This is a genomic window from Kribbella sp. NPDC051952, from assembly GCF_040680855.1.
Classification (GTDB): Bacteria; Actinomycetota; Actinomycetes; order Propionibacteriales; family Kribbellaceae; genus Kribbella.
In genome coordinates, this window is the sequence record NZ_JBFAXQ010000033.1 from 23,437 (window position 1) to 49,520 (window position 26,084).

Annotated in this window: 25 protein-coding genes; 13 read left to right on the plus strand and 12 right to left on the minus strand. The window is 67.9% G+C overall.

Annotation, left to right across the window (positions count from 1 at the left end):
• Window positions 1-55: 55 nt before the first annotated feature.
• On the minus strand, window positions 56-778 hold the full coding sequence (locus AB0L70_RS36875; RefSeq protein WP_363691492.1) for an FCD domain-containing protein: 723 nt from the start codon (window positions 776-778) through the stop codon (window positions 56-58).
• A gap of 56 nt (window positions 779-834) precedes the next feature.
• On the opposite strand from AB0L70_RS36875, the gene AB0L70_RS36880 reads away from it, so the two are divergent.
• The 6 genes from AB0L70_RS36880 to AB0L70_RS36905 are packed head-to-tail and all read left to right on the plus strand — an operon-like array spanning window position 835 to window position 6,941.
• Window positions 835-2,088, plus strand: coding sequence for a lyase family protein (locus tag AB0L70_RS36880; RefSeq protein ID WP_363691493.1), 1,254 nt, complete (start codon window positions 835-837; stop codon window positions 2,086-2,088).
• 9 nt (window positions 2,089-2,097) lie between these two features.
• The gene (locus AB0L70_RS36885) at window positions 2,098-3,150 is read left to right on the plus strand and encodes an ABC transporter substrate-binding protein (protein WP_363691494.1); all 1,053 of its coding nucleotides are present in this window, start codon (window positions 2,098-2,100) and stop codon (window positions 3,148-3,150) included.
• Window positions 3,150-4,049: an amino acid ABC transporter permease gene (locus AB0L70_RS36890; RefSeq protein ID WP_363691495.1), complete on the plus strand. Its 900-nt coding sequence runs from the start codon at window positions 3,150-3,152 to the stop codon at window positions 4,047-4,049. Before AB0L70_RS36885 ends, AB0L70_RS36890 begins: the two co-directional genes overlap by 1 nt.
• Window positions 4,046-4,813: an amino acid ABC transporter ATP-binding protein gene (locus tag AB0L70_RS36895; protein ID WP_363691496.1), complete on the plus strand. Its 768-nt coding sequence runs from the start codon at window positions 4,046-4,048 to the stop codon at window positions 4,811-4,813. The genes AB0L70_RS36890 and AB0L70_RS36895 overlap by 4 nt, the downstream gene beginning before the upstream one ends.
• Complete coding sequence (solA, locus tag AB0L70_RS36900; protein WP_363691497.1) at window positions 4,810-5,952, plus strand: N-methyl-L-tryptophan oxidase; 1,143 nt, start codon at window positions 4,810-4,812, stop codon at window positions 5,950-5,952. The genes AB0L70_RS36895 and solA overlap by 4 nt, the downstream gene beginning before the upstream one ends.
• A complete protein-coding gene (locus tag AB0L70_RS36905; protein WP_363691498.1) occupies window positions 5,949-6,941 on the plus strand; it encodes an aldo/keto reductase in 993 nt (330 codons plus the stop codon). The genes solA and AB0L70_RS36905 overlap by 4 nt, the downstream gene beginning before the upstream one ends.
• Here the strand turns inward: AB0L70_RS36905 and AB0L70_RS36910 are convergent.
• Complete coding sequence (locus AB0L70_RS36910; protein ID WP_363691499.1) at window positions 6,929-8,044, minus strand: aminotransferase class I/II-fold pyridoxal phosphate-dependent enzyme; 1,116 nt, start codon at window positions 8,042-8,044, stop codon at window positions 6,929-6,931. The genes AB0L70_RS36905 and AB0L70_RS36910 overlap by 13 nt on opposite strands.
• A 10-nt stretch (window positions 8,045-8,054) precedes the next feature.
• Window positions 8,055-8,951 carry a hypothetical protein gene (locus AB0L70_RS36915; RefSeq protein WP_363691500.1) on the minus strand — a complete coding sequence of 299 codons (897 nt, stop codon included), beginning with the start codon at window positions 8,949-8,951 and terminating at the stop codon, window positions 8,055-8,057.
• 33 nt (window positions 8,952-8,984) lie between these two features.
• On the opposite strand from AB0L70_RS36915, the gene AB0L70_RS36920 reads away from it, so the two are divergent.
• Complete coding sequence (locus tag AB0L70_RS36920; protein WP_363691501.1) at window positions 8,985-9,551, plus strand: XRE family transcriptional regulator; 567 nt, start codon at window positions 8,985-8,987, stop codon at window positions 9,549-9,551.
• Between the two features lie 4 nt (window positions 9,552-9,555).
• On the opposite strand, the gene AB0L70_RS36925 is transcribed toward AB0L70_RS36920, so the two are convergent.
• Together AB0L70_RS36925 and AB0L70_RS36930 are read right to left on the minus strand one after the other, a co-directional pair.
• The gene (locus AB0L70_RS36925) at window positions 9,556-10,233 is read right to left on the minus strand and encodes a response regulator transcription factor (protein WP_363691502.1); all 678 of its coding nucleotides are present in this window, start codon (window positions 10,231-10,233) and stop codon (window positions 9,556-9,558) included.
• A 43-nt stretch (window positions 10,234-10,276) separates the two neighbouring features.
• Window positions 10,277-11,713, minus strand: a complete 1,437-nt coding sequence (locus tag AB0L70_RS36930; RefSeq protein WP_363691503.1) for an ATP-binding protein — start codon at window positions 11,711-11,713, stop codon at window positions 10,277-10,279.
• Window positions 11,714-11,792: 79 nt separating this feature from the next.
• On the opposite strand from AB0L70_RS36930, the gene AB0L70_RS36935 reads away from it, so the two are divergent.
• From AB0L70_RS36935 to AB0L70_RS36950, 4 genes are read left to right on the plus strand one after another with little or no spacing between them, the layout of a single operon-like run.
• Window positions 11,793-12,716, plus strand: coding sequence for an NAD(P)-dependent oxidoreductase (locus AB0L70_RS36935; protein ID WP_363691504.1), 924 nt, complete (start codon window positions 11,793-11,795; stop codon window positions 12,714-12,716).
• Between the two features lie 10 nt (window positions 12,717-12,726).
• Entirely contained in the window at window positions 12,727-13,131 is a 405-nt protein-coding gene (locus AB0L70_RS36940) for a hypothetical protein (RefSeq protein ID WP_363691505.1), read from the plus strand.
• Window positions 13,131-14,138, plus strand: a complete 1,008-nt coding sequence (locus AB0L70_RS36945) for an LLM class flavin-dependent oxidoreductase (RefSeq protein WP_363691506.1) — start codon at window positions 13,131-13,133, stop codon at window positions 14,136-14,138. The genes AB0L70_RS36940 and AB0L70_RS36945 overlap by 1 nt, the downstream gene beginning before the upstream one ends.
• Before the next feature lie 43 nt (window positions 14,139-14,181).
• The gene (locus tag AB0L70_RS36950) at window positions 14,182-16,938 is read left to right on the plus strand and encodes an AAA family ATPase (protein ID WP_363691507.1); all 2,757 of its coding nucleotides are present in this window, start codon (window positions 14,182-14,184) and stop codon (window positions 16,936-16,938) included.
• A gap of 3 nt (window positions 16,939-16,941) precedes the next feature.
• Here the strand turns inward: AB0L70_RS36950 and AB0L70_RS36955 are convergent, their stop codons facing one another.
• The 7 genes from AB0L70_RS36955 to AB0L70_RS36985 all read right to left on the minus strand — a co-directional run bounded on the left by AB0L70_RS36955 (window position 16,942) and on the right by AB0L70_RS36985 (window position 23,869).
• Window positions 16,942-18,354, minus strand: a complete 1,413-nt coding sequence (locus AB0L70_RS36955; protein WP_363691508.1) for a sugar ABC transporter substrate-binding protein — start codon at window positions 18,352-18,354, stop codon at window positions 16,942-16,944.
• A gap of 45 nt (window positions 18,355-18,399) precedes the next feature.
• Window positions 18,400-19,161: a sugar phosphate isomerase/epimerase gene (locus AB0L70_RS36960; protein WP_363691539.1), complete on the minus strand. Its 762-nt coding sequence runs from the start codon at window positions 19,159-19,161 to the stop codon at window positions 18,400-18,402.
• Window positions 19,161-20,153 carry a Gfo/Idh/MocA family oxidoreductase gene (locus AB0L70_RS36965; RefSeq protein ID WP_363691509.1) on the minus strand — a complete coding sequence of 331 codons (993 nt, stop codon included), beginning with the start codon at window positions 20,151-20,153 and terminating at the stop codon, window positions 19,161-19,163. Before AB0L70_RS36965 ends, AB0L70_RS36960 begins: the two co-directional genes overlap by 1 nt.
• A 32-nt stretch (window positions 20,154-20,185) precedes the next feature.
• Window positions 20,186-21,025, minus strand: a complete 840-nt coding sequence (locus AB0L70_RS36970; protein ID WP_363691510.1) for a carbohydrate ABC transporter permease — start codon at window positions 21,023-21,025, stop codon at window positions 20,186-20,188.
• A complete protein-coding gene (locus AB0L70_RS36975) occupies window positions 21,022-21,981 on the minus strand; it encodes a sugar ABC transporter permease (RefSeq protein WP_363691511.1) in 960 nt (319 codons plus the stop codon). Before AB0L70_RS36975 ends, AB0L70_RS36970 begins: the two co-directional genes overlap by 4 nt.
• 30 nt (window positions 21,982-22,011) lie before the next feature.
• Window positions 22,012-22,371 carry a cupin domain-containing protein gene (locus AB0L70_RS36980; RefSeq protein ID WP_363691512.1) on the minus strand — a complete coding sequence of 120 codons (360 nt, stop codon included), beginning with the start codon at window positions 22,369-22,371 and terminating at the stop codon, window positions 22,012-22,014.
• Between the two features lie 109 nt (window positions 22,372-22,480).
• Window positions 22,481-23,869 (minus strand): PLP-dependent aminotransferase family protein, encoded by a 1,389-nt coding sequence (locus AB0L70_RS36985; RefSeq protein ID WP_363691513.1) that lies wholly within the window; start codon window positions 23,867-23,869, stop codon window positions 22,481-22,483.
• 97 nt (window positions 23,870-23,966) lie between these two features.
• Here AB0L70_RS36985 and AB0L70_RS36990 point away from each other — a divergent pair, with 97 nt between their 5' ends.
• Window positions 23,967-25,202 carry a Tm-1-like ATP-binding domain-containing protein gene (locus tag AB0L70_RS36990; RefSeq protein ID WP_363691514.1) on the plus strand — a complete coding sequence of 412 codons (1,236 nt, stop codon included), beginning with the start codon at window positions 23,967-23,969 and terminating at the stop codon, window positions 25,200-25,202.
• 50 nt (window positions 25,203-25,252) lie between these two features.
• The gene (locus tag AB0L70_RS36995) at window positions 25,253-26,083 is read left to right on the plus strand and encodes a phosphoenolpyruvate hydrolase family protein (protein WP_363691515.1); all 831 of its coding nucleotides are present in this window, start codon (window positions 25,253-25,255) and stop codon (window positions 26,081-26,083) included.
• The last annotated feature ends 1 nt before the right edge of the window (window position 26,084 follow it).

Here is a 26,084-nt window from a genome sequence, read left to right on the forward strand (position 1 = left end):
GGCGGTGGTGGTGCGGCCGGCAGGGGGCACCGGGTTGTGGTGGTGGTGTGGGTGGTTATTGGGGGGCGTCTTCGTGGAGGCTGGTTAGCATTTCGTCGCGGAAGTGGATGAGGTGGCGGCGCCAGACCTCGGCGGCTTCGGTGGGGTTGCCGTCACTGACGTGCTGGATGATCTGGCGGACCTCGTCGACGTGACCCTCGCGAATGACCTCCGGGCGCAGCGCCGACGAGCGGAGCTCGACCCAGCGGCTCGATTCGGTGTGGCGCAGAGCTTCCTCGAGGGCGGTCTCAAGAACCGGGTTGCGAGCGGCGCGGGCGACGGCCCGGTGGACCGGGAGGTCGCTGCGGTAGTGCCCGGTCTCGGCGAACTCCTTCTCCAATTCCGCCCCGGCCTGCTGGAGTGCGGCGATGTCTTCCGGGTAGCGCTTCTCCGCCGCGAGCCGAGCGAGCTCGGGCTCGATCACCAGCCGGGCCTCGAACACCTGGATCGGCGTGACCTCCGCACCCCAGTTCGCGACATGCGCCGGTGACGCGATCACGACCGTGCCATGGCCCTGCCGCGAGCGCACCAGGCCGGCGAGCTCCAGACCGGCGAGCGCCTCGCGCAGGGTTGGTCTGCTCACGCCGAGGAGCCGGGCCAGCTCGCGCTCGGCCGGAAGCCGCTCGAACCGCTGGATTTGGCCGTCCCGGATCGCGGCCACGACCTGGTCCGCGACCTGAGCGGGTGCGCTCCGGGGCGTGACCACCGGAGCGAAAGGGGTCTCATCGGACGTCTTCACACCAAAAGTCTAGAACAGGTTGACAGGTGGTCAGGCCAATCGCCATAGTCCTGTTCATGAATTGGTCTGACCACCTGGCGAATCTGAACGGCGGTGAGATCTTGTACGGCGCTCAGACCGCACAAGCTCTCGCGAACTTCCCGCTGGCCGGGCCGCGGCTGTCCGAGCGGCCGGAGCTGGTCAAGGCGGTGGTCGCGGTGAAGATCGCGGCCGCCCGCGCCAACGTCGCGCTCGGCGAGCTGGACGAGGACCGCGGTCGCGCAATCATCGCGGCCGGCGAGGAGATACTGGCCGGCCGCCACCTCAGCCAGTTCGTGCTGCCCGTGGTCCAGGGTGGCGGTGGCACCTCCACCAACATGAACGTGAACGAGGTCCTCGCGACCCGAGCCGCCCAACTGGCCGGCCTCGTCGTACACCCCAACGACCACGTGAACCGCGGCCAGTCCACCAACGACGTGATGCCGACGGCCATCGCGATCGCGGTCATCCCGATGATCGACCAGGCGCTCGTGAGCCTGCGCAAGGTCGCAGAATCCCTGGAAAACAAGGCGTTCGAGTACGACGACCTGAAACACCTCGGCCGCACCTGCCTGCAGGACGCCGTGCCGATCCCGGTCGCCGACGTCCATCGCGGACAAGCGGCGAGCATCGCCCCGGCACTCGACGCCTTGGCCGCCGCCGGTGATGCGCTGTACGCCGTACCCCTCGGCGGCACCGCGGTCGGGACAGGTCTAGGGGCCGCGCCCGGTTTCGCGGCGGCCGCTCTCACCGAGCTTCAAGAGACCACCGGCCTCCCGTTGACCGCTGCACCGAGTCCGTCGTACGCATTGGCTTCGCTCGAACCGCTGACCGCGGTCACCGAGGCCGCGAGCCGGGCAGGCCGGGTCCTCGCGCGGATCGCGCGGGACTTCAGGCTGCTCGCTTCCGGGCCGGTCGGAGGGATCGGGGAGATCGAGCTGCCCGCGATGCAGGCCGGCAGCTCGATCATGCCGGGCAAGATCAATCCGGTCATCCCGGAGCTGGTCATGCAGGTGTCGTTCCTGCTCAACGGCGCCACCAGCGCCGCGCGCGGTGCGACCGAGGTCGGCGAGCTGGAGGTCTCGGCGATGGCTCCGGTCGTCACACTCGGACTGATGGACGGACTCACAAACTTGCGCAGGGTGTCGGAGGTCTTCGCCGAGCGCTGCATCGCCGGTCTGCGCTGGCGCGAGGACACGGTTGCCCGCAACCTGGCCGGCTCTCTCGAGCCCGCCGTACTGACTGCCACGACCGACGGTTACGAATCCGCGGCGCGGGGCGTACATCGATAAGGAGACGTCATGACGCATCGATCGCAGGGCTACTGGGGACGCCTGCTCGTCGCAGGCCTGATGTTGACCACCGCTGCCGCGTGCGCGGATCCCACCACCGTGTCCGATGCGGCCTCCACGCCGGAGTCGTCGGCCGCGACGTTGCCGCAGACAACGGCCGATCCAGCCGTCCAGGCGCTGGTGCCGGCGGAGCTGAAACAGAAGGGCAAGCTCGTCCTTGCGACCAATGCGCCGTACGCGCCGCTGGAGTACTTCAAGGAGGACAACAAGACCCTGATCGGGTACGACATCGATCTGGGCAACGCGATCGGCGCCGCGATGGGGCTGAAGGTCGAATGGAAGAACATCTCCTTCGACTCGATCATCCCGGGGTTGCAGGCCGGCAAGTACGACGGCGGGATGGCCGGGTTCAGCATCGAGCACGAACGCCTCGACACCGTCGACTTCGTCTCGTACTACCTGTCCGGTGGTGGGTTCCTGATCAAGAAGGGCAGCGGGATCAAGGTCGGCGGGTTCGGCGATCTGTGTGGTTACCGGGTCGCGGTGCAGAAGGGCGTCAGCCAGGTCGACGCACTGGTTGACCACAGCAAGGACTGCGTTGCCCAGGGCAAGAAGCCGATCACGATCAACCAGATCCCGGACCAGAACGTCGTCGTCCTCAACCTGACCTCCGGCCGGGCGGATGTGGTCGTCGGTGACAAACCACAGGTCGAGTACGCCGCCGGCCACGCCGAAGGTGTCTGCGTCAGCAGCACCTACCAGACCAGTCACAGCATCGCGGGGATCGCCGTACCGAAGGGACACGAGGAGCTGACCGCGGCGCTCGAGGCCTCGGTCAACCACCTGATCCAGAACGGCGACCTGGCGAAGATCTCCAAGGTCTGGAACGTCGGCGTGGCGGTCGAAGGTGCGACCCTCACGTCCGATTACCAGAAGCTCAGCGAGCCGTGGGGCGTCGGTCCGGACGGCACCGTGAGCAAGTCGCTGACCTTCACTGACCCGGCCTGGATCCGGCCCGGACACACGTACTTCTACCAGCCGATCCACGCCGGCTGCTCATGATGGCCACCGAGGTGCGGGACACATCGCGGACCGGCGAGCTGGAGATCCGGGCGATCCCGCCGAAGCACCCGTGGCGGTGGGCGGCCGCGGCTGTTGTCATCCTGCTAGCGGCGATGCTGGTCTACTCGATGCTGACCAACCCGCGGTACCAGTGGGACGTGGTCTTCTCGTGGCTGCCGGCAACGACCATCATCCGGGGCTTGCTGCTGACGCTGGCGCTGACCGCGGTGTCGATGCTGACCGGCGTTGTCCTCGGCATCGTGTTGGCGATCATGCGTGGTTCACCCAATCGTCTGCTGACCGGAGCGGCCGGTGTCTACATCTGGTTCTTCCGGGGTACGCCGTTGCTGGTCCAACTGATCTTCTGGTTCAACCTCAGCGCGCTCTACCCGCGGATCGCGATCGGAGTCCCGTTCGGCGGTCCGGAGTTGACCTCGCTAGACGCTAACGCGCTGATCTCACCGATGACCGCCGCGTTCCTCGGACTCGCGCTGAACGAGGCGGCGTACATGGCCGAGATCGTCCGGGCCGGCATCGTCTCGGTCCCGGCCGGCCAGATCCAGGCGGCGAGCGCGCTCGGTTTCACCCGGATGACGACGATGCGCAAGATCGTGCTGCCGCAGGCGATGCGGGTGATCATCCCACCGACCGGGAACCAAACGATCTCGATGCTCAAGACCAGCTCGCTGGTCAGCGTGCTGGCGATCCCGGAACTCTTGTACAGCGCTCAGATCGTCTACGCACGGACCTTCCAGACCATCCCGCTGCTGATCGTGGTCAGCATCTGGTATCTGGTCCTTACCTCTGTGCTGACCGTTGTCCAGGGCAAGATCGAACGCCGGTTCTCGCCGGACGCCGATCCGGTCCGGCGCTCCTGGCGGTTGGGAGTGCGCGCATGACGCAGCCGTTGCTCCGCGCCGAGCGGGTCTACAAGGACTACGGCACGAACGAAGTACTGAAGGGCATCGACCTCGATGTGATGCGGGGAACGGTGGTCTGCATCCTCGGGCCGTCCGGCTCCGGCAAGAGCACGTTCCTGCGCTGTATCAACCATTTGGAACGGATTCGATCCGGCCGGATCACGATCGACGGTGACCTGATCGGCTACCGGCAGGACGGCGACAGGCTGCACGAGCTGGACGAGAAGGCGATCAGCAAACAGCGGGCCGAGGTCGGGATGGTGTTCCAGGACTTCAACCTGTTCGCGCACTACACCGCGGCCGAGAACGTGATGGCCGGGCCGGTGCTGGTCCGCGGGGAGGAACGGCCGGCGGCGCGAGCCAGAGCGGTCGAGCTGCTGACCCGGGTCGGTCTCGCGGACAAGGTCGATGCGTATCCCCGGCAACTATCTGGTGGCCAGCAGCAACGAGTCGCGATCGCGCGAGCGTTGGCGATGCGGCCGAAGCTGATGCTGTTCGACGAACCCACGTCGGCGCTGGATCCGGAGCTCGTCGGCGAGGTGCTCGACGTGATGCGGACGCTGGCCGCAGAGGGCCAGACGATGGTCGTCGTCACCCACGAGGTCGGCTTCGCCCGGGAGGTCGCCGATGTCGTCGTGTTCATGGATCGGGGCGTGATCCTCGAGCTGGGGCCGCCGACCGCCGTACTGAACAATCCGTCCAATCCACGCACCCAAGCTTTCCTCTCGAAGGTGTTGACATGACCTCGTACGACGTTGCCGTCCTCGGACTCGGAGCGATGGGGGCGGCCGCGGCGTGGCGTGCCGCAGCGCGCGGAGCTTCGGTGATCGGTTTCGAGCAGTTCACCTCGGCGCATGCGCGGGGTTCGTCACACGGTGGGTCGCGGATCTTCCGCAAGACCGTGTTCGAGGGGATCGACTACGTACCCGTCGTCGGCCGCGCGGAGCGGCTGTGGGCGCAGCTCGAGCAGGAGAGTGGCGCCACGGTGTTCCGCCGCTCGGGTGGGCTGTGCATCGGAGCCGCTGATGGCGAGCTGGTCCGGGACGCGATGCGGTGTGCGGACGAAGGCGATGTCGAGATCGAGCTGCTCGATGCCGATGCGTTGGCCGCCCGGTATCCACAGTTCGCGGTGGCGCCGGGCGATGTCGGCGTGCTCGAGCCGGGTGCCGGCGTACTCGATCCGGAAGGGTGTATCCGGGCGGAGCTGGACTTGGCCAAGACGGCCGGGGCCGAGCTGTGGTTCGAGACACGGGTGACCGGGTTGCGGTACGACGAGGACGGCGTACGGATCTCGGTGGGGGAGGAGACGATCACGGCGCGGCGGGCGATCATTGCCACCGGCGCCTGGTTCACGGATCTGGTGCCGGAGCTGGAGCTGCCGTTGCGGGTGCAGCGGTCGCCGCTGGTGTGGTTCGCGGGCGCGGACCACGCGGCGTACGGTCCGGAGCGGTTTCCGACGTTCATCTGGGAGAGCGGCGAGCTCGACGGCTGGGGGATACCGGACGTGGATGGGCGTGGGGTGAAGGTGGGTGCGGGCGGTTCGGCGCGCAAGCCTTGGCTGGAGCATGCCTCGGACAACGATTATCCGATCGGACCGCGGGACACCGATCCGGTGCAGGCGTTCGTACGGCGCGCCTTCCCCGGGCTCGACCCGGTCCCGGTGGCGGCGACGCCGTGCATGAACTCGAAGTCGCCGGACGGGGACTTCCTCATCGGTGTGCCCGCCGCGGCGCCGTCACTCGTGCTGGCGGGTGGGTTCTCTGGGCACGGGTTCAAGCATTCGGCCGCGGTCGGCGACATCGCCGTCGACCTCGCGCTGGACGGTGCTTCCGAGATCGGGCTGGGGCGGTTCTCCCCGGACCGATTCCTGGGGACAGCATGAAGACTTTGGGGCGAGCCGGCGTTCGGGTGAGTCCGATCGCGCTGGGGACGATGAACTTCGGGCCGGTGACCCCTGAGGACGAGGCCCACACGATCCTCGACGCCGCGACCGACGCCGGCGTCAACCTGATCGACACCGCGGATGTGTACGGCGCGGACGCGAACCGGACCATCGCGGACGACTCCGCGGAGAAGGGCCGGACCGAGCGGATCATCGGCAACTGGCTGACCCGGCGACCCGGTCGACGTGACCAGATTGTCCTTGTTTCCAAGGCTTATGGACGGATGGGGCCGGGTGTCAACGACCTGCACCTGTCGTCGGTCCACCTGCGGCGGGCCTGTGACGCGTCGTTGCGGCGACTTCAGACGGATTACCTCGACGTGATCATGCTGCATCACGTCGACCGCTCGACGAGCTGGGACGAGATCTGGGAGACGCTGAGCGATCTCCGGCAGGCGGGCAAGGTCCGGTACGCGGGTACGAGTAACTTCGCTGCGTGGCAGTTGGTCCAAGGTCAGGAAGCAGCCGCGCGGCGTGACCTGCTTGGCATTGTTGTCGAGGAGAGCATCTACAACCTGATGGAACGCACGGTCGAACTCGAGGTGCTTCCCGCGTGCGCGGCGTACGGGATCGGGGTGATGCCGTACTCGCCGCTCAACTCCGGTCTGCTCGCGGGCATCCTGTCGAAGACGGACACGGCGTCCCGTAGCGCGAGCAGTCGGGCAACCAGCAATCTCGTCACCCATCGGGACAGGCTGGAACGGTTTGAGAAGCTCTGCCGCGACCTCGGTCACCCGCCTGCCGTGGTCGCGCAGGCCTGGCTCTGCGCTCAACCCACGGTCGTTGCACCGGTCGTCGGCGCCCGTACGCTCCAACACCTGCAGGATGGCATCGCCGCGGCAGAGCTCGCGCTGCCCCAGGAAGTTCTCACCACGCTCGATGAGATCTTCCCGGGGCCAGGCGCCGCGCCCGAGGCCTATGCCTGGTAGTTCCGTAGGACCTTGGTGATGTTGTTGAGCGCCGCGTCCAGGTACGCGGGCTCCAGGCCGTGGGTGATGCGGAGGTGGGACTCGATGCCGAAGTGTTCGCCGGCTCCGACCAGGACGCTGCCCTCCGTGCGGAGCAGGTCGGCGACCACCGCAGTGGTCAGCGGTAGGTGGTAGCGGACGAACGCCAGCGCGGTCGCGTCGGGCCGGATCACGGACAACAACCCGTTGCTCTCGGCAACCCACTGCTCGAGGCGGGAGTAGCCGGCCCGGATCAGTGCCCGGTTGCGGGTGAGCAGCCGATCCTGCGAATCCAGCGCGAGCTCGGCGAGGTGCATGGACAGCGTGCTAGTGGCGATGGTCGCGTACTCGTGCCGTCGCCACGTCGACTCCACCTGTTCCGCCGGCGCCACCAGCCACCCGAGGCGAAGGCCGGGGAGACCGAACGCCTTCGACAGACTGCCGACGCAGATCAGCTTGTCGTACTGCGACCACAGGCTCGGCGTGATCTCCTCGGTCCAGAGTTCGGTGCCGCGATAGACCTCGTCGGCCAGAACCCAAGCGCCGACCCGCTCCGCCGCTGCCACGACCGCGTCGAGCTCTTCCGGCGTCAGGATCGTCCCGACTGGATTGTTCGGATTCGTGATCGCGATCAGCTTGGTGTCCGGGCCTACGACGCTCTCCAGCGCGGCGAGGTCTGGCCGCCAGCCGTTGTCCGGGTCCAGCGGGAACGCGTCGACCTCGGCACCCGCGTTCAGCGCGAGACCCCGCACCTGCCGGTACCCGGGCTCCATCACCACCACATGATCGCCGGCCGACACCAGACTCGCCACGGTGATCGCATTCGCCTCAGCCGCGCCGACGGTGACCAGGACGTTGCCCGGATCGGCGCCGTGCCACGCGGCGATCAATGACCGCAGCGGATCGGTCCCGCCGACCGGCGGGTAGTGCAGGTCGATCGCGAGCATCCGGCGTACCGCCTCGGGATCGTCGCCGAGCAACTCGCCCAGCGCGACCGGATGGCAGCCGCTGTCGGCGAGGTTGTAGGCGACCGAGTGCTCGTAGTGCGACTGCCACTCTTCGAGCGCGAAAGCAGTGAAGGACATCTGAGGCCTCTCAGGTGGACGGGACGAGGAGACGGGCGATGGCCAGGTCTTCGATGCCCAGGCCGATGGAGCGGAAGAAGACCGGGCGCTCTCCGGACGGGCGCTCACACGTGCCGGTCAGTAACTCGGGCAGATCACCCCGTAGCTGCTCTGGCGACCAGATGCCTTGTTCCGCGGCGATCACCAGCTCCCCGGCGGAGGCGGTGACGGTCGGCCGATAGTCGCCGTACACCTCGAGCTTCGGCAGCTCTGTAGGTGCGATCTCGTGAGCCTTGGGGACGTTGGTGCTGATCGACGTCACGAGGGTGCCGGGGGAGAGCGCGGTGACATCGATGACCGCTTCGGCGGCCGACGTACAGAGCAGTACGACGTCTGCGCCGGCGGCCGCCTCGTCCGCACTGGCGGCGAGCGTCGTGCCATCGGGTGCCTCGCGCAACGATCGGCTGTAGATCCGTACGTCGGTGAACGAGCGAACGGCGCGGGCGTACCGCAGGTGTGCGTGCGCCTGGGGGCCGGCGCCAATCACCGCCAGCGTGGACGCGTCGCTCCGCGCGAGCAGGTCGACGGCGAGGGCGGTCGTCGCCGCGGTCCGTTCGACGGTGAGGGCCGCAGAATCGCACAACACCACCGGCCGCCCGGTCCGCGTACTCAGGACCACGGTCCACGCGGTCACAATCGCTGGACCGTCCGGTTGCGGCAGGTACGGCGACACCTTGGCGGCGTACGCATCACTCGTGGCGGCCTGGTAGGCGATCACGTCACCGCCACCCGGCAGTAGCGTGACGGTCTGTGCCGGCTGGACCGCGGTCCCGGCTGCGAGCTCGGCGAAGGCCGACCGCACCGCGGACAGCACCTCTTCGGTCGGCAACGTGGGCAACTGCTCTACAACGGGTATGCTAGTGCTCATAATGAGAAATATAGTGCGCATCTAGGAGGGCTGGTGTCAACGGACGAGAACCGGAGTACGGCGTTCATCGAGCGAATGGGCCGTGAGGTCCGGCGCCGTCGCCAGGCCGGCGGGATGACCGTGCAGACCCTCGCGGACCGGGCCGGATTGAGCCGGCGGATGCTCACCCAGATCGAGCAAGGTACGGCGAACCCCAGCCTGGTCACCGTCGACAAGATCGCCAACGCACTCGGCGTCGACTTCGCCGCGCTCGCCGCCCCCTCGTCGACCGAACCGCTCCAGCTGTCCGAGCCGGTCGAGGTCTGGCGCAACGACGCCGGCAGCCGTGCCGTCCTGCATGTCGCCAGCGCACACAAGGGCGGCCCCGAACTCTGGGAGTGGACCCTGCAACCAGGCGACCGCTACGACGCCGAGCCCGACCCGTCCGGCACCGAGGAACTCCTCCTCGTCACTTCAGGCACCCTCGTCCTGACAGCCGAGGACCAGGCCCTCACCCTCACCACCGGCACCTCCGCCCGCCTCGCCAGCGACCGCACCTACTCGTACGCCGCCCGCACCGACCCAACCACCTTCGTCCGCGTCGTCCAGCTGAGCCAATAGCTGGTCAGCCGCCGGTGGGGTTTAGGCGGTAGCCCATGCCGCGGATGGTTTCGATTGCGTGGCGGTTGAAGGGGGCGTCCAGTTTCAGGCGCAAGTAGCGGATGTAGACCTCGACGACGTTCGGGTCGCCTTCGAAGGCGGGGTCCCAGACGTTGTCGAGGATCTCGGACTTGCTGACGATGTCGCCGCGGTGCCGCATCAGGAACTCCAGCAGGCCGTACTCGCGCGGCGTCATGCTGATCTCTTGGCCACCACGCTCGACCCGGCGTCGGGCCGGATCGAGGATCAGGTCGCCCGCGGTCAGGGCGACCGGCCGCTCTGGTCCGCCGCGACGGATCAGCGCGCGGAGCCGGGCCACCAGGATCAGGAAGCTGAAGGGCTTGGTCAGGTAGTCGTCCGCGCCCAGGTCGAACGCGTCGGTCTGGTCGTACTCGCCGTCCTTGGCCGTCAGCATCAGCACGGGCGTCCAGACCTTGCGCGAGCGCAGCTCTTCGAGCACTTTGTACCCGCTGAGCTTGGGCAGCATGATGTCGAGCACGATCACGTCGAAGCTCTGCTCGGTCGCCGCCCACACCGCGTCCTCGCCGTTGTGCACGACCTCGACGACGAATCCGGCGTCGCTCAGACCGCGGCGTACCGTCTCGGCCAGCCGGACCTCGTCCTCGACAATCAGCACCAGCATGGTTCCAGTGTCATCGGTCGCCGCTGAGAATCCCCTGAGCGGCTCACTGCACCGGGAGAGTGACCGTTGCGGTGGTGCCGCCGGTGGTGGGGGAGTCGAGGGTGATCGTGCCCTGATGTGCCTTGGTGATCTCGTGGACGATCGCGAGGCCGAGACCGGAGCCGCCGCTGGCACGAGCACGGCTGGTGTCGAGACGAACGAAGCGTTCGAAGACCCGGACGCGATCGGCCGCGGGGATGCCGTCGCCGTCGTCCTCGATGGTGATGACCGCGCGACCGTTCTGCTCGGCGGTGGCCAGGCGGACGCTGCTGTGGGCCGCCCTGGCCGCGTTGTCGACCAGGTTCCTGATCACCTGGCTGAGTCGCAGTGGATCTCCGACGACGCGAACGGGATGGATGTCGCCGGTCACGGTGAGGTCGGTCGCGGACCGGCGCAGCCGCTGGACCTCGTCCTGGACGAGATCGTCGAGATCGACGTCGGTCCGCTGCATCCGCAGGCCGGCATCGTCGGCCTTGGCGAGCAGGAGGAGATCCTCGACCAGGCGCCGCATCCGCTCGGTCTCGGCTTCCATCACCTCGTGCAGCTCCTGCCACGCCTGTCCGGTCGTATCCGCCTCGACCACCTCCAGGGCCGCGGTCAAGGTGGCCAACGGTGACCTGAGCTCGTGACTGGCGTCGGACACGAAGCGCCGCTGCGTCGCCTGACCGGTCTGCAGACGGTCGAGCATCTCGTTCATGGTCACCGCGAGTCTCGCGATCTCGTCCTGCGTCTCCGGAACCGGAACTCGCTCCGTCAGGTCGTTCGACTCGATGCCCTGCACCCGGACCCGGATCCGCTCGACCGGCCCGAGCGCCTGACCGACCAGGAGCCAGCCGGCGACGCCGACCACGATCAGCAGTACGGGGAATCCGACCAGGAGGTACTTCGTCACCGTGGTGACCGTCTCGCGCTGAGTCTCGACCGACGATGCGACCACCACGGTGTACGACTGTCCGCCGTACTCGGCGCCCTGGGTCACGATCAGGTAGTCCTGGTCGTCGTCGATCAAGGGCATGTCGCCGACTTCAGCCCGCTGTACGACGCCTGGGCCGGGGCGCAGATCCGTCAGCGCGGTGTTGTCCGCCCGGGCTGAGGACGCGGCGACAACCCGGCCGGACCCGTCCAGTACCTGGATCAGCTGGCTGGTTCGGGTCGATTCGGCCAGGTCAGAGCTCAGCGTGGCGACACCTTCTTTGCCGACCTGCGAGGCCACCTCAGCGACGCGCCCGTCCGCGGCGTCCGACACGCTTGTGATCAGTGCACGCTGGAGAAGGAGCAGGAGTACGGCGGCACCCAGAGCCATCGCGACCGCGACGACGATGACGGCCGCGGCGGTGGACCGGCTGCGCACACTGGCCCGATTGAGCCGCAAGCCGGCCTTCCGCAGTGCGGCCAACCCGCTCGCACCCTGCCGCCTAATGATCGTCCTCCATGCCTCCATCGTCGCAGGCCAGGGCGAACGACAGACTGGTTGATTGACGGATGCGGGGGGCAGGGCGCTGTTCCTAGCGTGATGGGTCATGAAGATCCTTCTTGCCGGTGCGACCGGCGCGATCGGTACGCCGCTGACCCGGCGACTCGTTGCCCGCGGTCACCAGGTGCTCGGGCTGACCCGCCAGGCGGACAAGTCCCGGGCGCTGCGTGAGCTGGGCGCCGTTCCCGTGGTCGCCGATGCGATGAACAGGGAGTCGCTCCTGCGCGCGGTCGACGGTCTGACCGCGGACGCCGTGCTGCACGAGCTGACCGCACTCACCGATGCTCCGACCCGGCACGCCGGGATGGAGACGACCGACCGGCTGCGTTCCAAAGGGTCGGCGAACCTGCTCGCGGCGGCCGAGGTCATCGGCGCGACCGTCTTCGTCACCCAGTCGATCGTGCTCGGCTACGGGTATCGCGACCACGGCGACAAGGTCCTCACCGAGGACGACCCGTTCGGTCAGCCGGCCGGCACCGCGAGCGACCCGCACCTCGCGGCGATGCGGTCCGCGGAAGAGCAGGCGTTCACGGCTCCGGTCGGGATCGCGTTGCGGTACGGCATGTTCTACGGCGGCGACGCCGAGCAGATGCGCCCACTGCTCGCGAAGCGCAAGCTGCCGGTGGCCAAAGGCGGTCTGCTGCCGTGGATCCACCACGAGGACGCGGCCGCTGCGACGATCGCCGCGCTGGAGCACGGCAAGGCCGGCAACGCCTACAACATCGTCGACGACCTTCCCGTCAGCTGGGCGGACATGTTCACCACGATGGCTCAGCGCTTCGGTGCACCCGCGCCACGGAAGATCCCCCGGTGGGCGATGCGGATGGCTGCGCCGTACGTCGCCTCGTTCGCGACCGACACGTCGATGCGGGTCGCCAACACCAAGGCCAAGAACGAACTGGACTGGACCCCCGGCTACCCGACGTACCAGGACGGGCTGCGGGCCGTCAGCCGGCTGCACATCAACTGATGGAGGCGCTGTGAAACGGCAGCCCTGGGTGGTCGGATCCGTTGTGCTGGGAGCGCTGGTGTTCCTGGTCCCCGGGATCTGGGCCTTCTTCTGGCCGGAGAGTTTCCACGAGACGATCGCGACGTTCGATCCGTTCAACCTGCACCTGTTCCACGACGTCGGTGCGTTCCAGATCGGGATCGGCGTCGCGATGCTGGCGGCGCTGTACTGGCGCGACGCCCTGGCGGTCGCGCTCCTGGGCGGGACCACCGGATCCGTTGTGCACTTCGCCTCGCACGTGCTCGACCGCGACCTGGGCGGTCGATCCAGCGATCCGATCGTCCTCGGCGTCGTGTCGGTGATCCTCCTGGTCGCACTGGTCCTGCGTCTGCAGGCCCTCCGCAGCAGGGATTCCTCGGGAAAGGTTGTCGGTTGATGAAGTTCGGTGTCGAGACTCCGACCTGTCTGGCCGGGATGATGTACCCGACCCCGTTCGCCACCGCCCAGGACGTGATCCGGGTGGCGGTCGAGGCCGAGCAGCTCGGGTACTACGACGTCGGCGGCAACGACCACCTGAGCACGATGCGCTTCATCCGCGAGGCGTGGACCGAGCCGCCCGACTTCTTCGAACCGTTGATCACGCTGTCGAACATCGCCGCGCGTACGTCGGTGATCCGGTTGACCACCGGGATCATGGTGCTGCCGATGCGCGACCCGGTGCTGCTCGCGAAGCAGGTCGCCACGCTCGACCAGCTGAGCAGCGGCCGGGTGATCCTCGGCGTCGCGGTCGGCGGCTACCGGGACGAGTTCGAGGGGGTCGCGCCGGAGTTGGCGGAGGCGTCGCGCGCGAAGCTGACCGTGGAGGGGCTCGAGGCGCTACGGGCGCTGTGGACGGATCGGGATGCGAGCTACGCGGGCAAGTACCGCCGGTTCGACGGCGTCGAGTCGTACCCCAAGCCGGTGCAGGACCCGCTGCCGATCTACTCCGGCGGCAACGTCGAGGGATCGCTGCGGCGGGCGGGTGAGCTGTGCGACGGCTGGCTGCCGGCCAAGGTCGGCCCGGACAAGATCCGCGAAGGCAGGCAGAAGGTCGATGCGTACGCGCGGGCCGCGGGCCGGGACCCGTCGATGATCACCACGGCGCTGCAGTCGGTGGTCTGCCTCGGCGACACGGCAGACCAGGTCCGGGAGCGGTTCGAGCGGTCGGCCTTCGACCTGTTCCGGCGGTCGCTGAACACGACGATGACCAAGGGCATGGATCTGGACGCGTACTTCGACGCGAACCTGATCGGGACGCCGGACGAGGTGTGCGCCAAGGTCCAGGCGTACCAGGAGGCCGGGCTGGAGCACTTCTGCGCGAGTCTGTTCGTCGGCAACACCGTCGACGAAATGCTCGAGCAGATGCGGTTGTTCGCGAAGTACGTCGTACCTGCTTTCTCCTGATGGGGTACCGCCGCGGGGGCGGTGGACGCAGTAGTTTGTGGTCATGCTGTACGGGAGGGCGCCGGAAAGAGTCCGGCTCCAGCAGTTCGTCCAGGCGGCCGAGGACGGTCAGCCTGGTCTGCTCGTATTGCGTGGCGAGGCAGGCTCAGGTAAGTCCACGCTGCTCGCCCACGCTGCCTCATGTTGTGCCGACGGCACCCTGGTCCTGCGCGCATCCGGTGGCGAGAGTGCGGCCGAGCTGCCGTTCGCCGGGCTGCACCAGCTGGTCCGCCCGTTGCTACCGCGGACCGATGACCTGCCGCCGCCGCAGGCCGACGCACTGCGGAGCGCCTTCGGTACGACGCCGGCCCGGTCCGCCGATCGCCTGCTGGTCGGACTGGCTGCGCTGACTCTGCTCTCGGAGGCGGCCGACGAACAGCCGGTCCTGTGCCTGGTCGACGATGCGGACAAGCTCGATCAGCCATCGGTGTCCGCACTGCGGTTCGTCGCGGACCGGTTGCTGACAGAGCCCATCGGCCTGCTCCTGGCCGCCCGGGACGACACCGAGGCGCTCCTGACCGGTACGCCGGAGCTCCGGATCGCCGGTCTGGACACCGAGGCGGCGAGATCGTTGCTCACGGCCCGTTATCCGGCGCTGGCCGAGGACGTCGCGGGCCGGCTGATCGAGGAGACGTCGGCGAACCCGCTGGCTCTGGTGGAGGTACCGACCGCGCTGTCCGACGCACAGCGGTCCGGGCAGGAACCGGTGCTTGGACCGTTCCCGATGACCGAGCGGCTGCAGAACATCTACAGCGCGCAGGTGAACGGTCTGCCGGCCGGGACACGGCAGTTGTTGCTCCTGGCAGCTGCCGAGGACAGCGGCGACCTGGCTGTAGTCCTGCGGGCGGCTCAGCACTGGGCGGTCGCTCCGGTGGCGCTGGACGCGGCCGAGCAGGCCGGGCTGATCAGGATCGACGACGACGTCCGTGGCGCCCGGGTGCTCTTCCGGCATCCCTTGGTGCGCGCCGCCGTCTACCGGTCGGCGACGCAGAGCGCTCGCTGCCGCGCACATTCCGCCCTGGCCGACGCGTTGGACCCGGCGCTGGACGCAGACCGTCGCGCTTGGCAACTGGCCGCGGCCGCATCCGGCCCGGACGACCGGATCGCCGATGAACTCGACAGGTGCGCCGTCCGGGCGCTGGAACGCGGCGGTCCGTCGACGGCGGCGACCGCGTACGAGAAGGCTGCCTGGCTGACGAACTCCGAGCTGATACGCGGCCGGCGCCTCGCCTCCGCCGCGGAGGCCGCGGACGTGGCCGGTCGTCCGGCGCAGGCGTTGCGGCTGGCAGACCAGTCCGATCAGTTGACCACCGATCTGGTCGTCCGCGCCCGCAATCGGCGGCTGCGGGCCAACGTCGCCTTCGACTCCGGCTCGCCGGTCACCGCACACCAGTTGCTGATGACGGATGTCGACGCGGTGGCCGGGGCGGATCCCGGCCTGGCCGCGATGATGCTGGTCGATGCGGTGAAGAACGCTTGGTTCACCAGCGAACTCGAGTGGTCCCGCGAGGCCATCGGTGCCCTGCGGATGGTGAACCTGCCGGAGTCCAGTCCGCAGCGGTCCGGTGTCCAGGTGGTTCTGGAGTTGGCTGATCGGTTGGAGGTGATGACCGGCGGACAGCCGCTGTCCAAGTCGTCGTACGACGATGCCGTCGAGAGCACGGAGCCACTCGAGCTGGTGCTGCGCGCCGGCGCGGACCTCTCGCTGGCGGACGACGATCACGCGCTGGGTTGTGCGGAGACCGCAGTGCGGGTGTGCCGAGCCCGAGGTCAGTTGTCTCTGCTCGTGTTGTCGCTGCAGATTCTGGCCACGGTCGAGACGATCACCGGTCGCTACCGGTTCGCCCGGGCCAACGCGTACGAGGGACTCGAGTTGGCGACGGCTCTCGGTCAGTCCAACCGCGGCTGTCACTTCGAGGCCTTGCTGGCCTGGCTGGACGCTGTCTCGGGTGCGGAGGAGTCGTGCCGGAAGCTCGCGGCAGCGGCGCTCGGACATGCGCGGTTGCAGCGGATCGCTCCGGTGGTTGCGCTCGGAGACTGGGCACTGACCCTGCTCGATCTTGGCCTTGGGCAACCAGAGCGGGCCTTGGAGCAAGCTGCTTTCCCGGACGCCCAGCATCCAGTCGTTGCGATGCGCCACAGTCCCGATCTGATCGAGGCCGCGGTTCGCGGTGGCCGGCGCGGGGAGGCCCAGGAGCGGTTGGCGGGGCTGACGTCCTGGGCCGAGGACGGCGGCCGGCCGTCGGCACTGGCAGTCAGCCTGCGCTGCCGCGCCCTGCTCGCGGAGGACGCGGTGGCAGGTGACCTGTATCTGCGGGCGCTGGAACTGCACGACGAGGCGAGCCGCGGCGGAGAGATCCGTCCGTTCGACCGAGCGCGCACCCAGCTGCTGTACGGCGAATGGCTGCGACGTCAGCGCCGACGGTCGGACGCGCGCGCACCGCTGCGGGCAGCAGCGGACACCTTCGATCAGCTCGGTGCGATCCCGTGGAGCCGGCGCGCGACCAGCGAGCTGCGCGCGGCCGGCAGCCCGGTGCACACGACCCGGTCGATGCCGCTGGAGGCCCTGACTCCGCAGGAGCTCCAGGTGGCCCGGCTGGCGAGCGAGGGAGCGAGCAACCGGGAGATCGGCGCGCAACTGTTCCTCAGCCCACGGACGGTCGGGTACCACCTGCAGAAGATCTTCCGGAAGCTGTCCATCCGCTCGAGGGTCGAGCTGGCCCAGCTGGCCGCCGAAGAGTCCTCCGGCGGCCAGTCCTGACGGCTAGATCGAATTGGGGATGGGGTAGCGGCCCTTCAACAGGGGTTGGATCTTGGCTTGGAGGCCGTCGAGGACGGTCTTGGCGGGAACCTTGCCGGTGGCAATCTGTTCGATCGCCGGCGTCAGCACCTCTTGGATGGCGGGGACGTTCTTGAGGACCTGGGTGAAGTCCCGGACCGAGTTGTTCAGGCGGTAGTCGACGGCCGCCGTGCGGTATTCGGCGGGGTGTACGTCGTTCTTGGTCCAGGCGTCGATGGCCGAGGAGTCGGAGTAGTACTTGGTCTCGACCGGCATCCAGAGGCCCTTCTTGAAGAGGTCGCTGTTGCTGCCGTCGACGCTGTACGCGTAGAGCTCGATCGCCTGCTCGGGGTGCTTGGTGGAGGAGGACATGACCCGGCAGCTGCCGGCCTCCTGGGTGATCGGCTCCTGGTAGGAGGGGAGGACCCCGATGCCGTACTTGAGGTCACTCTCGCCCATGTCGAGCAGGGTCCACTGACCGTCGATCGCCATCGCGACGCGCTTGGTCTGCAGCTGGACCGTCGTGGTCGGGGCGTTGGCGGTGTCGCCGCCACCGAGCTGCGCCGGGCTCGGAGCCACGCGGTGCTTGTAGATCAGGTCCTGCAGATCCTGGAACACCTTGACGCATTCCGGGCTGTTGAGGGTGTACTTGGTCCCGCTCTCGTCCGTGACATCGCCACCGTTGCTGCGGATCAGCGGATACCAGGTCCACTGCGTCGACAACGGTGCCGACAGCCCGAACTGACGGATGCTGTTGGCTTTGAAGCCCGAGTCGCTCGGCCGCTTGCCGTTCTGATCGAGGGTCAGTGCGGTCGCAACCTCCAGCAGTTGGTCCCAGGACCAGGCCTTGTCCGCCTCCGCCGGGGGAGTCATCGACGCGTCGGTGAAAAGGTCCTTGTTGTACCAGAGCAGGCTGATTTCGCTCGCCGCCGGAGTTCCGGCCACCTTCTTGTCGCCGTACCAGAAGAAGTTCTGCGGCTTCCGGCCGGACAGCTGGGCGTACTTCTCGATGTAGGGATAGATATTGGCGATCTTGCCCTGCTCGGCCAGCCGGTACGCCGTCGGCGCGGTCATGTAGGCCACGTCCGGGAGATTGCCACTGGCAACGAGTGTGTTGACCTTGGTCTCGTAGTCACCGGGCACGTGTACGGGTTGCACGGTCGTGCCGGAGTGCGACTTCTGGAACTCCTTCGTCATCTGCTCGATCGCGGCCTTCTCGTTGGCCGAGCCCCAGTACATGAACTGCAGGTTGGCCGCGCCGCCGCTCTTGGTGGTTGATTGCCCACCGCAACCGAAGAGGCCGAGGCCGGCGGTGGCGAGGACGCCGGCGCCGAGGAAGGACCGGCGGGACAGGCCGTGCGGCCGGGCCGGCGGCAGGGAACGTGGATCGGTGGGCATCGCTGGCTCCTTCGAACGCGATGAGAAAGCTGGTACCGCGGTGGGTCAGCCCTGTGGCAGGTGCTGACCGAGGAAGTCGCGCGAGACCTGCAGACCTTCGAGGATCTCGGCGCGGCTCTCTTCGTCGACGCACAGGGTGGTCCCCGGGTCGAGCTTGGCAATGGTGTCCAGGACGCTGGTCAGCTCCACCGACCCCTGTCCCAGCAGACGGAATTCGCCGTCCTCGTAGTCCTTGAGGTGGATGTTGTCGATCACCGCGGCGAAGTCGGTGAGCAGCCCGGAGATGTCGGTCACCCCGGACTTCAACAGGTGGCCCGTGTCGACGGTGAGCCGGAGAGTGTTGTCCCGGACCGCGCCGAAGAACACCTCGAAGTCGCGACGATGCATCACGGGCTCGCCGGTGTGATGATGCAGGGACAGTACGACGTTCTGCCCGGCAGACTCCTCGGCCAGATCGGACAGCTCCCCGGCGAACCGGATCAGATCACTGTCCTCCAAGCCTTCCCGAGGTACGTCGTGACACAACACGACCCGCTGTGATCCCACCGCACTGGCGAAGGCGATGATCGCGCGCAGGCGCTGCTTGCCCTCGGCATCGAGCGGGTTCATCGTGATCAGCGACGACACGTGCCCCGGCTCGGTTCCCCAGTCGGTCCGGAACTGTGAGGCACCGGAGACCGGGTCGTCGAGGTAGTCGCCGTACTGGTTGCCCTTGAGTTGCAGGCCGGCGAAGCCGAACTCGGTGTATCGATCAAACAGCAGCCGCTGCTGCTCGGCACCACGGGTCGGTTTGGAGAACGCGATCATCACCACGGCAGACCGTCCTTCAGTTCGATGGGGGCGCCGGAGTCGGCCGATCGGTAGGCGCCGTCGAGGAGCGCGATGGTCCGCAGGTTGTCCCCGCCGCTGTTCGGCGCCTCGACGCCCGTCTCCGCGGCGGTCAGCAGGCGATCGAGCCCGAGGAACATGGCCTCCGAGCGCCCACTCCCCACGAGCGGGTTGGGGATCGTCTTGGTCTCACCATCGCGATGCAACTGGGCTTCGGCGTACCCGAGCTGCAGGGTGCCCGCCGAACCGAAGACGACTGTCTCGGTGCGATCGAGCCGGCTGGAGAAGCTCTGCACGTAGGTGACCGGCGTGTCGCCGAAGAAGATCTGGACACTGGCGTCGGTCTCGCCGGCCGCGTCGACGGCCGGTGACGAGAAGGTGCGCGCCGACAACCAGGTCGCCTCCTTGCCCAGCAGCAACCGGAACCCGTCGAACCAGTGGATTCCCATCACCGACAAGGCGTGCCGCTCCTGCGTCAGCCGCCAGCCCTTGTCCTGCCGGAACATCAGCTCCTGCTGGGAGATCGCGAGTACGTCGCCGATCTCACCCTGCTCGATCAGCTCACGGCCGAGGCCGAAGGCGTAGCTGTCCCGGAAGTTCTGATTGACGGCGAGCTGAACCCCCGCCGCGGCACAGGCGTCCACGATCGAACGGGCGTCGTCGAAGTCGAACGAGAGTGGCTTCTCGACGAAGATGTGCTTGCCGGCGGCAGCAAGCTCGAGTACGGCGGAAGTCCGAACGTGGCTCGGTGTGCACACCACGGCGACATCCCAGCCACCGGCCTCGATCATCTCGCCGACGGTCTCGTATGTGCGCTGGACCCCGAACGTGTCGCGTACCCATTCACGTCGTTCCGCGAGTGGATCGGCGGCCGCGACGACCTCGACCCGGTCGGTGTGGTTCGCGTAGCTGGTCAGATGAGTGCGGGAGATGTTGCCCGCTCCGACAAGAGCGATCTTGTGTACGGTCATGTGCCTTCCCGTGCAGTCGGCGGAGGGATGGGTCAGCCCTTGACCCCCGTCAGGGTGACGCCTTCGATCAGGTAGCGCTGGGCGAAGAAGAAGAGGATGACGATCGGCAGGATGGTCGCGGTGGCGGCCGCCATCAGGTAGCCCCACTGCGCGTTGTAGGTGCCCTGGAACGAGGCGAGGCCGAGGGCGAGGGTGAACTTGTTGCTGTCGTTGAGATAGATCAGCGGATCGAGGAACTCGTTCCAGGTCCGGATGAACGTGAAGATCCCGACCACCATCAGGGCCGGCTTCGAGAGCGGGACGATGACCTGCCAGAACACCCGCAACGGCGAGGCTCCGTCGATGTACGCCGCCTCGTCCAGCTCGTACGGGATGGTCAGGAAGAACTGGCGGAGCAGGAAGACGTTGAAGATCCCGCCGCCGGCGCCACCCAGCCAGGCCGGCACGATCAGCGGGTAATACGTGTTGATGGCCTGGACGGCGTCCCACATCAGGAAGGTGGGGACGAGCAGCACCGCCTGCGGCAGCATCAGCCCGCTGAGCAGGATGCCGAAGACGATATTGCGTCCCCGCCAGCGCAGCCGGGAGAAGCTGAACGCCGCGATCGAGCAGGTGAGCAGCGTCCCGATGACCGTGAAGACCTCGATGACCATCGTGTTGAGGAAGTAGCGGGCGAACGGCTGCGCGGTCAGCGCGCCGCTGAAGTTCGACCATTCGAAGGGTTTGGGGAGCCACTCCGGCGGCGCGATGAACATCTGGTTGTTGTCCATCAGCGCGCTGCGGACCAGCCATACGAACGGCAGCAGGGTCGGGACCACTCCGACGACGAGTACGGCGTACAGGAGGATGCGTCGCCCTCGGACCTTGGTCATCGGGCGGCTCCCATCTCGTAGTAGACCCAGCGGTTCGAGGATCGGAACAGGGCCACCGTGATCACCATGACGATCACGAACAGGGCCCAGGCCAGCGCGCTCGCGTAGCCCATCTCGCTCTTGGTGAAGGCGGTCGTGTAGAGGTAGTACACGTAGAAGGTGGACGCGTTGTTCGGGCCGCCCTGGGTCATGATGTAGGCCTGGTTGAAGACCTGAAACGTGCCGATGATGCTGGTGACGAGGTTGTAGAACAGCACCGGCGTCATCATCGGCAGCGTGACGTGCCGGAACTGCCGCCAGGCGCCGCCGCCGTCGATGGCGACCGCCTCGTAGAGATGCCGCGGCACGCCCTGCAGCCCGGCCAGGAAGATCACCATGATGTTCCCGAAACCCCAGCTGCTCATGAGGATCAGCGACGGCACCACCGCGGTCTCGCTGAAGACCCAGTTGGAGGTCGGCGCACCGAGTTGCCGCAGGGTCGAGTTCAGCAGGCCGAAGTCGGGGTTGAAGATCCAGAGCCACAGCACGGCGTTGGCGACGCTCGGCACCAAGGTCGGCAGGTAGTAGATGGTGCGGTAGATGCCGAGACCGCGGACCTTCGAGTTCAGCAGCATCGCGATCGCGAACGCGACCACGAGGGTCAGCGGCACCGCGCCGAGGGTGTAGTACGTCGTGACGCCGAGCGACTTGAGGAACAGCGGATCGCTGGTGAACATCCGCGTGTAGTTGTCGACCCCGACGAACGACGGCGACGAGCCGATCGTCCAGTCGGTCAGGCTGAGGACCGCCGAGACCGCCATCGGCGCGAGGCTGAAGACGACGAATCCGATGATGGCCGGCAGGGCGAGCAGCAGACCCCACCGGCGTTCGAGCCGGCTCTGCCCGCTGACTCCGGTCCGTCGCGTCCGGGCGACGCGCGACAGGGCTGAACGGCGTACGACGAGCTCTTCGGTCATGTCACCTCCCGGCGTCTCGGGGCACAGCGGTTACTCGCCGATGACCTTCCGGTCAGGCGTGGAGAAGGCGATCATCATGACGGCGGCGTCCGTACCGACGTTGCGGGCGTTGTGCACGGTCCCCGCCGGGATCGAGATCGTGTCGCCCGCGGACATTGGCAGCTGGGTGTCGCCGAGCCGATGGTCGATCGTCCCGCTGATGACGTGCAGCACCTCGTCGCAGTTCGGGTGGTAGTGCGGGGGATTCTGCTGGCCGGGCTCGATCGTGCAGCGACCGATCGTCATCGTGTCGGAGTTGCCGATGGCCCCCGACACCATCCACTCCAGCTTGCCCCAGAGCTGGGGTTCGACGACGACCTTGTCGGCAGGTGTCAGTCCTCCACGGCCCACGATGTGCCTCCTGGCGTTGCTGTCCGGTTCTGTTGTCCTGCCATCCTGAAAGCAGCAGGGAGCAGAGGACAGTGCCAATTCGGCACTCGTGGGCTTAACGACCTTCAGCTCAGGCGCGGTTGGCGACGATCCGCCAGGCCTTGGCGAGGGCGCGCACCCCGGCGAGCAGTTCGGTGTGACTGGCCGCGAACCCGATCCGCAGATGGTCGTCGAAGGCATCGACGCAGCTGAAGGTCGGACCAGGCAGGAGCTGTACGCCGAGCCGTTCGGCCCGCTGGACCAGAGTCGTCGCGATCGGCGCCGGGAGCCGGACCCACAGGGATGCGCCGCCGACCGGGATCACCGGCTCCCACTCCGGCAGGAGCTCCGCCAGCTCACCGAGGACGAGGTCGCGCGCCGCCCCGAGCACCCGGCTGCGCTCGGCCCTGGCTTCGTCGATGCGGGGGAGCAGCCGGGCAGTGGTCACCTGCGCGAGCAGCGACGTACCGAGATCCTCGCCCGCCTTGATGGAGGCCAGCGCCGCAACAGTGGCCGGATCCGCCCGCAACCAACCGACCCGCAGGCCACCCCAGAAGGATTTGCTGACCGAGCCGACGGTGATCACCCCGGGACCCCAGGCGGCCATCGGGGTCGCCGGTGGTTCGTCGATCATCGCGTCGGCCAGCGTCGTGTCATCGAGCACGGTCAGTCCGAGGTTCGTGGCGGTGATGGCGAGCTGCCGGCGCCGGCCGCTGTTCATCACCGATCCGGTCGGGTTGTGCACGGTCGACTGCATCACGAGCAGCTTGGGCTTGGTACGGCGTACCGCTGCGATCAACTCGGACGTCTCGATGCCGTAGGGCCCCCGCCGGATCGGCTCGAGGCGGGCGCCCGCCGCGCGGAGCACCTCGATCGCACCGCGGAAGGACGGCTCCTCGACCAGTGCGACCGAGCCCGGCTCGAGCATCGACACCGCGGCCATCCGCATCGCCTGCTGGGCCCCGGAGGTGATCAGGATCTGGTCCGCGGTGGTGGGCAGGCCGATCGAGCTGTAGTACCCGGCGACCTCGGTGCGCAGCGCGGGCAAGCCCTCGGGGACGTACCCGTGCGAGTCGACCAACGGCGCGAGCTCGGGACCAACGATCGACGCCGCGTCCACGACGAGACGGAGGCCGGGGAGCGCGGCGCTGCGCAGGTCGATCCGCGGTCCGATCCCGGCGCCGTTCGCCAGGAACGACTCGAACCGGTCGTCACCGCGTACGCCGAGGAACTGGCGGGCCGAGCTCACATACGTACCGTCACCACGGCGGCTGGTGAGGATCCCGTCGCCGCGCAGCTCGTCGAACGCCGCGCCGACGGTGTTGCGGCTGACGTCCAGCGCCTCGGCCAGTGAGCGTTCGGACGGCAGCCGGACCCCGGCCGCCAGCTTCCCGGAGACGACCAGCCCGCGGAGGTGACCGGCCAACTGGGTGTGCAGGGCACCCTCGCCCAGGCCCCACTGTCCCATCAGGCGGACCATCTGGTGAACATTGAGTGGGCTGACCATTCGGGGGGAATTGGCTCTCGTTGGCTTCATACCAGTCCTCCATCATGGGACAGAACGTCGGGAGGAGACCATGGCTACTGTCGCACTCGTAGGCACGCTCGACACCAAGAGCTCCGAGTATCGGTTCGTCGCCGAACGACTCCGCGATCTCGGAGTCGAGGTGATCATGATCGACTGCGGAGTGCTAGGGGAGCCGGGATTCCCACCGCAGATCGACCGCCATCACGTCGCCCGGAACGCCGGTGAGGATCTCGATCAACTGGTTGCCGCGGGCGACCGTGGCGCCGCTGTCCAGGCGATGTCGCGCGGCGCCGCGCGCGTCATCGAGGAGTTGTACGCCGCCGGCAAACTCCAGGGCGCGATGGCCCTCGGCGGCACCGGTGGCACCTCACTCGCCGCGGCCGCGTTCCGGCCGTTACCGCTCGGCGTGCCGAAGCTGATCGTGTCCACAGCCGCTGCCGGAGACAATGCGCCGTACGTCGGTGAGACGGACCTGATCCTGGTTCCGAGCGTGGTCGACGTAGCCGGGTTGAACCGGATCTCGACCCGGATCCTCGGGAACGCCGCCGCCGCGATGGCCGGGATGGTGACTGCTGAGCCGGTCCAGCCGTCGAGCGACGAAAAGCCGCTGGTTGCGGCGAGCATGTTCGGGGTCACGACTCCGTGCGTCACGCGGGCCCGGGAGCAGCTGGAGGCGCTGGGGTACGAGGTCCTGGTGTTCCACATGACGGGTGCCGGTGGGCGCACGCTGGAAGCGCTGGTGTCGAACGGCATGCTCGCCGGGGTCCTCGACGTGACGACGACCGAGCTGGCCGATCACCTGGTCGGTGGGATCTTCGACGCCGGACCCGACCGGCTCCGCGCCGCGGCCCGGACCGGCACTCCCGCGGTGATCTCGCTCGGTGCGCTGGACATGGTCAACTTCGGACCTGTCGACAGCGTGCCTGAGCGCTTCGCGGATCGGCTGACCTACCAGCACAACGCCACCACGACCTTGATGCGTACGACGCCTGCCGAGTGCCGGGAGCTGGGTACTCAACTGGCTGAGCGGGTCCGGGAGTCGGTCGGACCCGCAACGGTCTTCCTGCCCTTGAACGGTATCTCCGCGATCGCCGGCAAGGACGGAGCGTTCTACGACGCGGAGGCCGATCAGGAACTGTTCGACGCGGTCCGCGCCGGACTACGGGACAGCCCGGTGGAGCTGGTCGAACTGAACTACGACGTCAACGCGGTGGAGTTCGCCGACGCCATGGTGCAGCGGCTGCACAGCGCGATTTCCGGTGCCGGATCCTCTGCCCGGCAGTAAGCACGACAGCACCACAGCACGCGAGTACGAGATCACGAGGGAGACCGAGTATGGGCCGAATCGAGCGCCACGACATCCTGCAGCGGCTGCGCGGCAAGGTGGAGCGGCACGAGCCGATCGTCGGCGGCGGGGCCGGCACCGGCCTGTCCGCCAAGTGCGAGGAGGCCGGGGGGATCGACCTGATCATCGTCTACAACTCCGGGCGGTTCCGGATGGCGGGTCGCGGTTCGCTGGCCGGCCTGCTCGCCTACGGCAACGCCAACGACATCGTGCTCGAGATGGCGGCCGAGATCGTCACGGTCGTCGAGCACACTCCGGTGCTGGCGGGCGTCAACGCGACGGACCCGTTCTACCAACCCGAGGCGTTCCTCGCGAAGCTGACCGCGGCCGGGTACTCCGGGGTGCAGAACTTCCCGACCGTGGGCCTGATCGACGGCAACTTCCGGGTCAACCTGGAAGAGACCGGCATGGGGTACCAGCGGGAGGTCGAGCTGATCCGGCTCGCGGCCGAGAGCGATCTGCTGACCACGCCGTACGTCTTCTCAGCCGAGGACGCGGTCGCGATGGCCGATGCCGGCGCCGATGTGATCGTCTGCCATATGGGCCTGACAACCGGCGGCCGGATCGGCGCGGAGACCGCGCGCAGCCTCGACGACTGTGTGCAGCTGAGCAACGAGTGGGCCGAGGCCGCCCGCAGTGTCCGCGACGACGTCATCGTGCTGGTCCACGGCGGACCGGTCGCCGAGCCCACAGACGCCGAGTACGTCCTCCGCAAGACCACCGGCGTCCACGGCTTCTACGGCGCGTCGTCCCTGGAGCGGCTCCCGGTCGAACGCGCACTGATCGAACAGACCCAGGCCTTCACCTCGATCACCTTCTAGG

Excerpts from the sequence above, each read along its gene's own strand:
- AB0L70_RS36880 (WP_363691493.1), top strand. The coding sequence starts at position 835 with ATGAATTGGTCTGACCACCTGGCGAATCTGAACGGCGGTGAGATCTTG.
- AB0L70_RS36885 (WP_363691494.1), top strand. The coding sequence starts at position 2,098 with ATGACGCATCGATCGCAGGGCTACTGGGGACGCCTGCTCGTCGCAGGC.
- AB0L70_RS36890 (WP_363691495.1), top strand. The coding sequence starts at position 3,150 with ATGGCCACCGAGGTGCGGGACACATCGCGGACCGGCGAGCTGGAGATC.
- AB0L70_RS36895 (WP_363691496.1), top strand. The coding sequence starts at position 4,046 with ATGACGCAGCCGTTGCTCCGCGCCGAGCGGGTCTACAAGGACTACGGC.
- solA (WP_363691497.1), top strand. The coding sequence starts at position 4,810 with ATGACCTCGTACGACGTTGCCGTCCTCGGACTCGGAGCGATGGGGGCG.
- AB0L70_RS36905 (WP_363691498.1), top strand. The coding sequence starts at position 5,949 with ATGAAGACTTTGGGGCGAGCCGGCGTTCGGGTGAGTCCGATCGCGCTG.
- AB0L70_RS36910 (WP_363691499.1), bottom strand. The coding sequence starts at position 8,044 with ATGTCCTTCACTGCTTTCGCGCTCGAAGAGTGGCAGTCGCACTACGAG.
- AB0L70_RS36915 (WP_363691500.1), bottom strand. The coding sequence starts at position 8,951 with ATGAGCACTAGCATACCCGTTGTAGAGCAGTTGCCCACGTTGCCGACC.
- AB0L70_RS36925 (WP_363691502.1), bottom strand. The coding sequence starts at position 10,233 with ATGCTGGTGCTGATTGTCGAGGACGAGGTCCGGCTGGCCGAGACGGTA.
- AB0L70_RS36930 (WP_363691503.1), bottom strand. The coding sequence starts at position 11,713 with ATGGAGGCATGGAGGACGATCATTAGGCGGCAGGGTGCGAGCGGGTTG.
- AB0L70_RS36935 (WP_363691504.1), top strand. The coding sequence starts at position 11,793 with ATGAAGATCCTTCTTGCCGGTGCGACCGGCGCGATCGGTACGCCGCTG.
- AB0L70_RS36945 (WP_363691506.1), top strand. The coding sequence starts at position 13,131 with ATGAAGTTCGGTGTCGAGACTCCGACCTGTCTGGCCGGGATGATGTAC.
- AB0L70_RS36950 (WP_363691507.1), top strand. The coding sequence starts at position 14,182 with ATGCTGTACGGGAGGGCGCCGGAAAGAGTCCGGCTCCAGCAGTTCGTC.
- AB0L70_RS36955 (WP_363691508.1), bottom strand. The coding sequence starts at position 18,354 with ATGCCCACCGATCCACGTTCCCTGCCGCCGGCCCGGCCGCACGGCCTG.
- AB0L70_RS36960 (WP_363691539.1), bottom strand. The coding sequence starts at position 19,161 with ATGATCGCGTTCTCCAAACCGACCCGTGGTGCCGAGCAGCAGCGGCTG.
- AB0L70_RS36965 (WP_363691509.1), bottom strand. The coding sequence starts at position 20,153 with ATGACCGTACACAAGATCGCTCTTGTCGGAGCGGGCAACATCTCCCGC.
- AB0L70_RS36970 (WP_363691510.1), bottom strand. The coding sequence starts at position 21,025 with ATGACCAAGGTCCGAGGGCGACGCATCCTCCTGTACGCCGTACTCGTC.
- AB0L70_RS36975 (WP_363691511.1), bottom strand. The coding sequence starts at position 21,981 with ATGACCGAAGAGCTCGTCGTACGCCGTTCAGCCCTGTCGCGCGTCGCC.
- AB0L70_RS36985 (WP_363691513.1), bottom strand. The coding sequence starts at position 23,869 with ATGGTCCGCCTGATGGGACAGTGGGGCCTGGGCGAGGGTGCCCTGCAC.
- AB0L70_RS36990 (WP_363691514.1), top strand. The coding sequence starts at position 23,967 with ATGGCTACTGTCGCACTCGTAGGCACGCTCGACACCAAGAGCTCCGAG.
- AB0L70_RS36995 (WP_363691515.1), top strand. The coding sequence starts at position 25,253 with ATGGGCCGAATCGAGCGCCACGACATCCTGCAGCGGCTGCGCGGCAAG.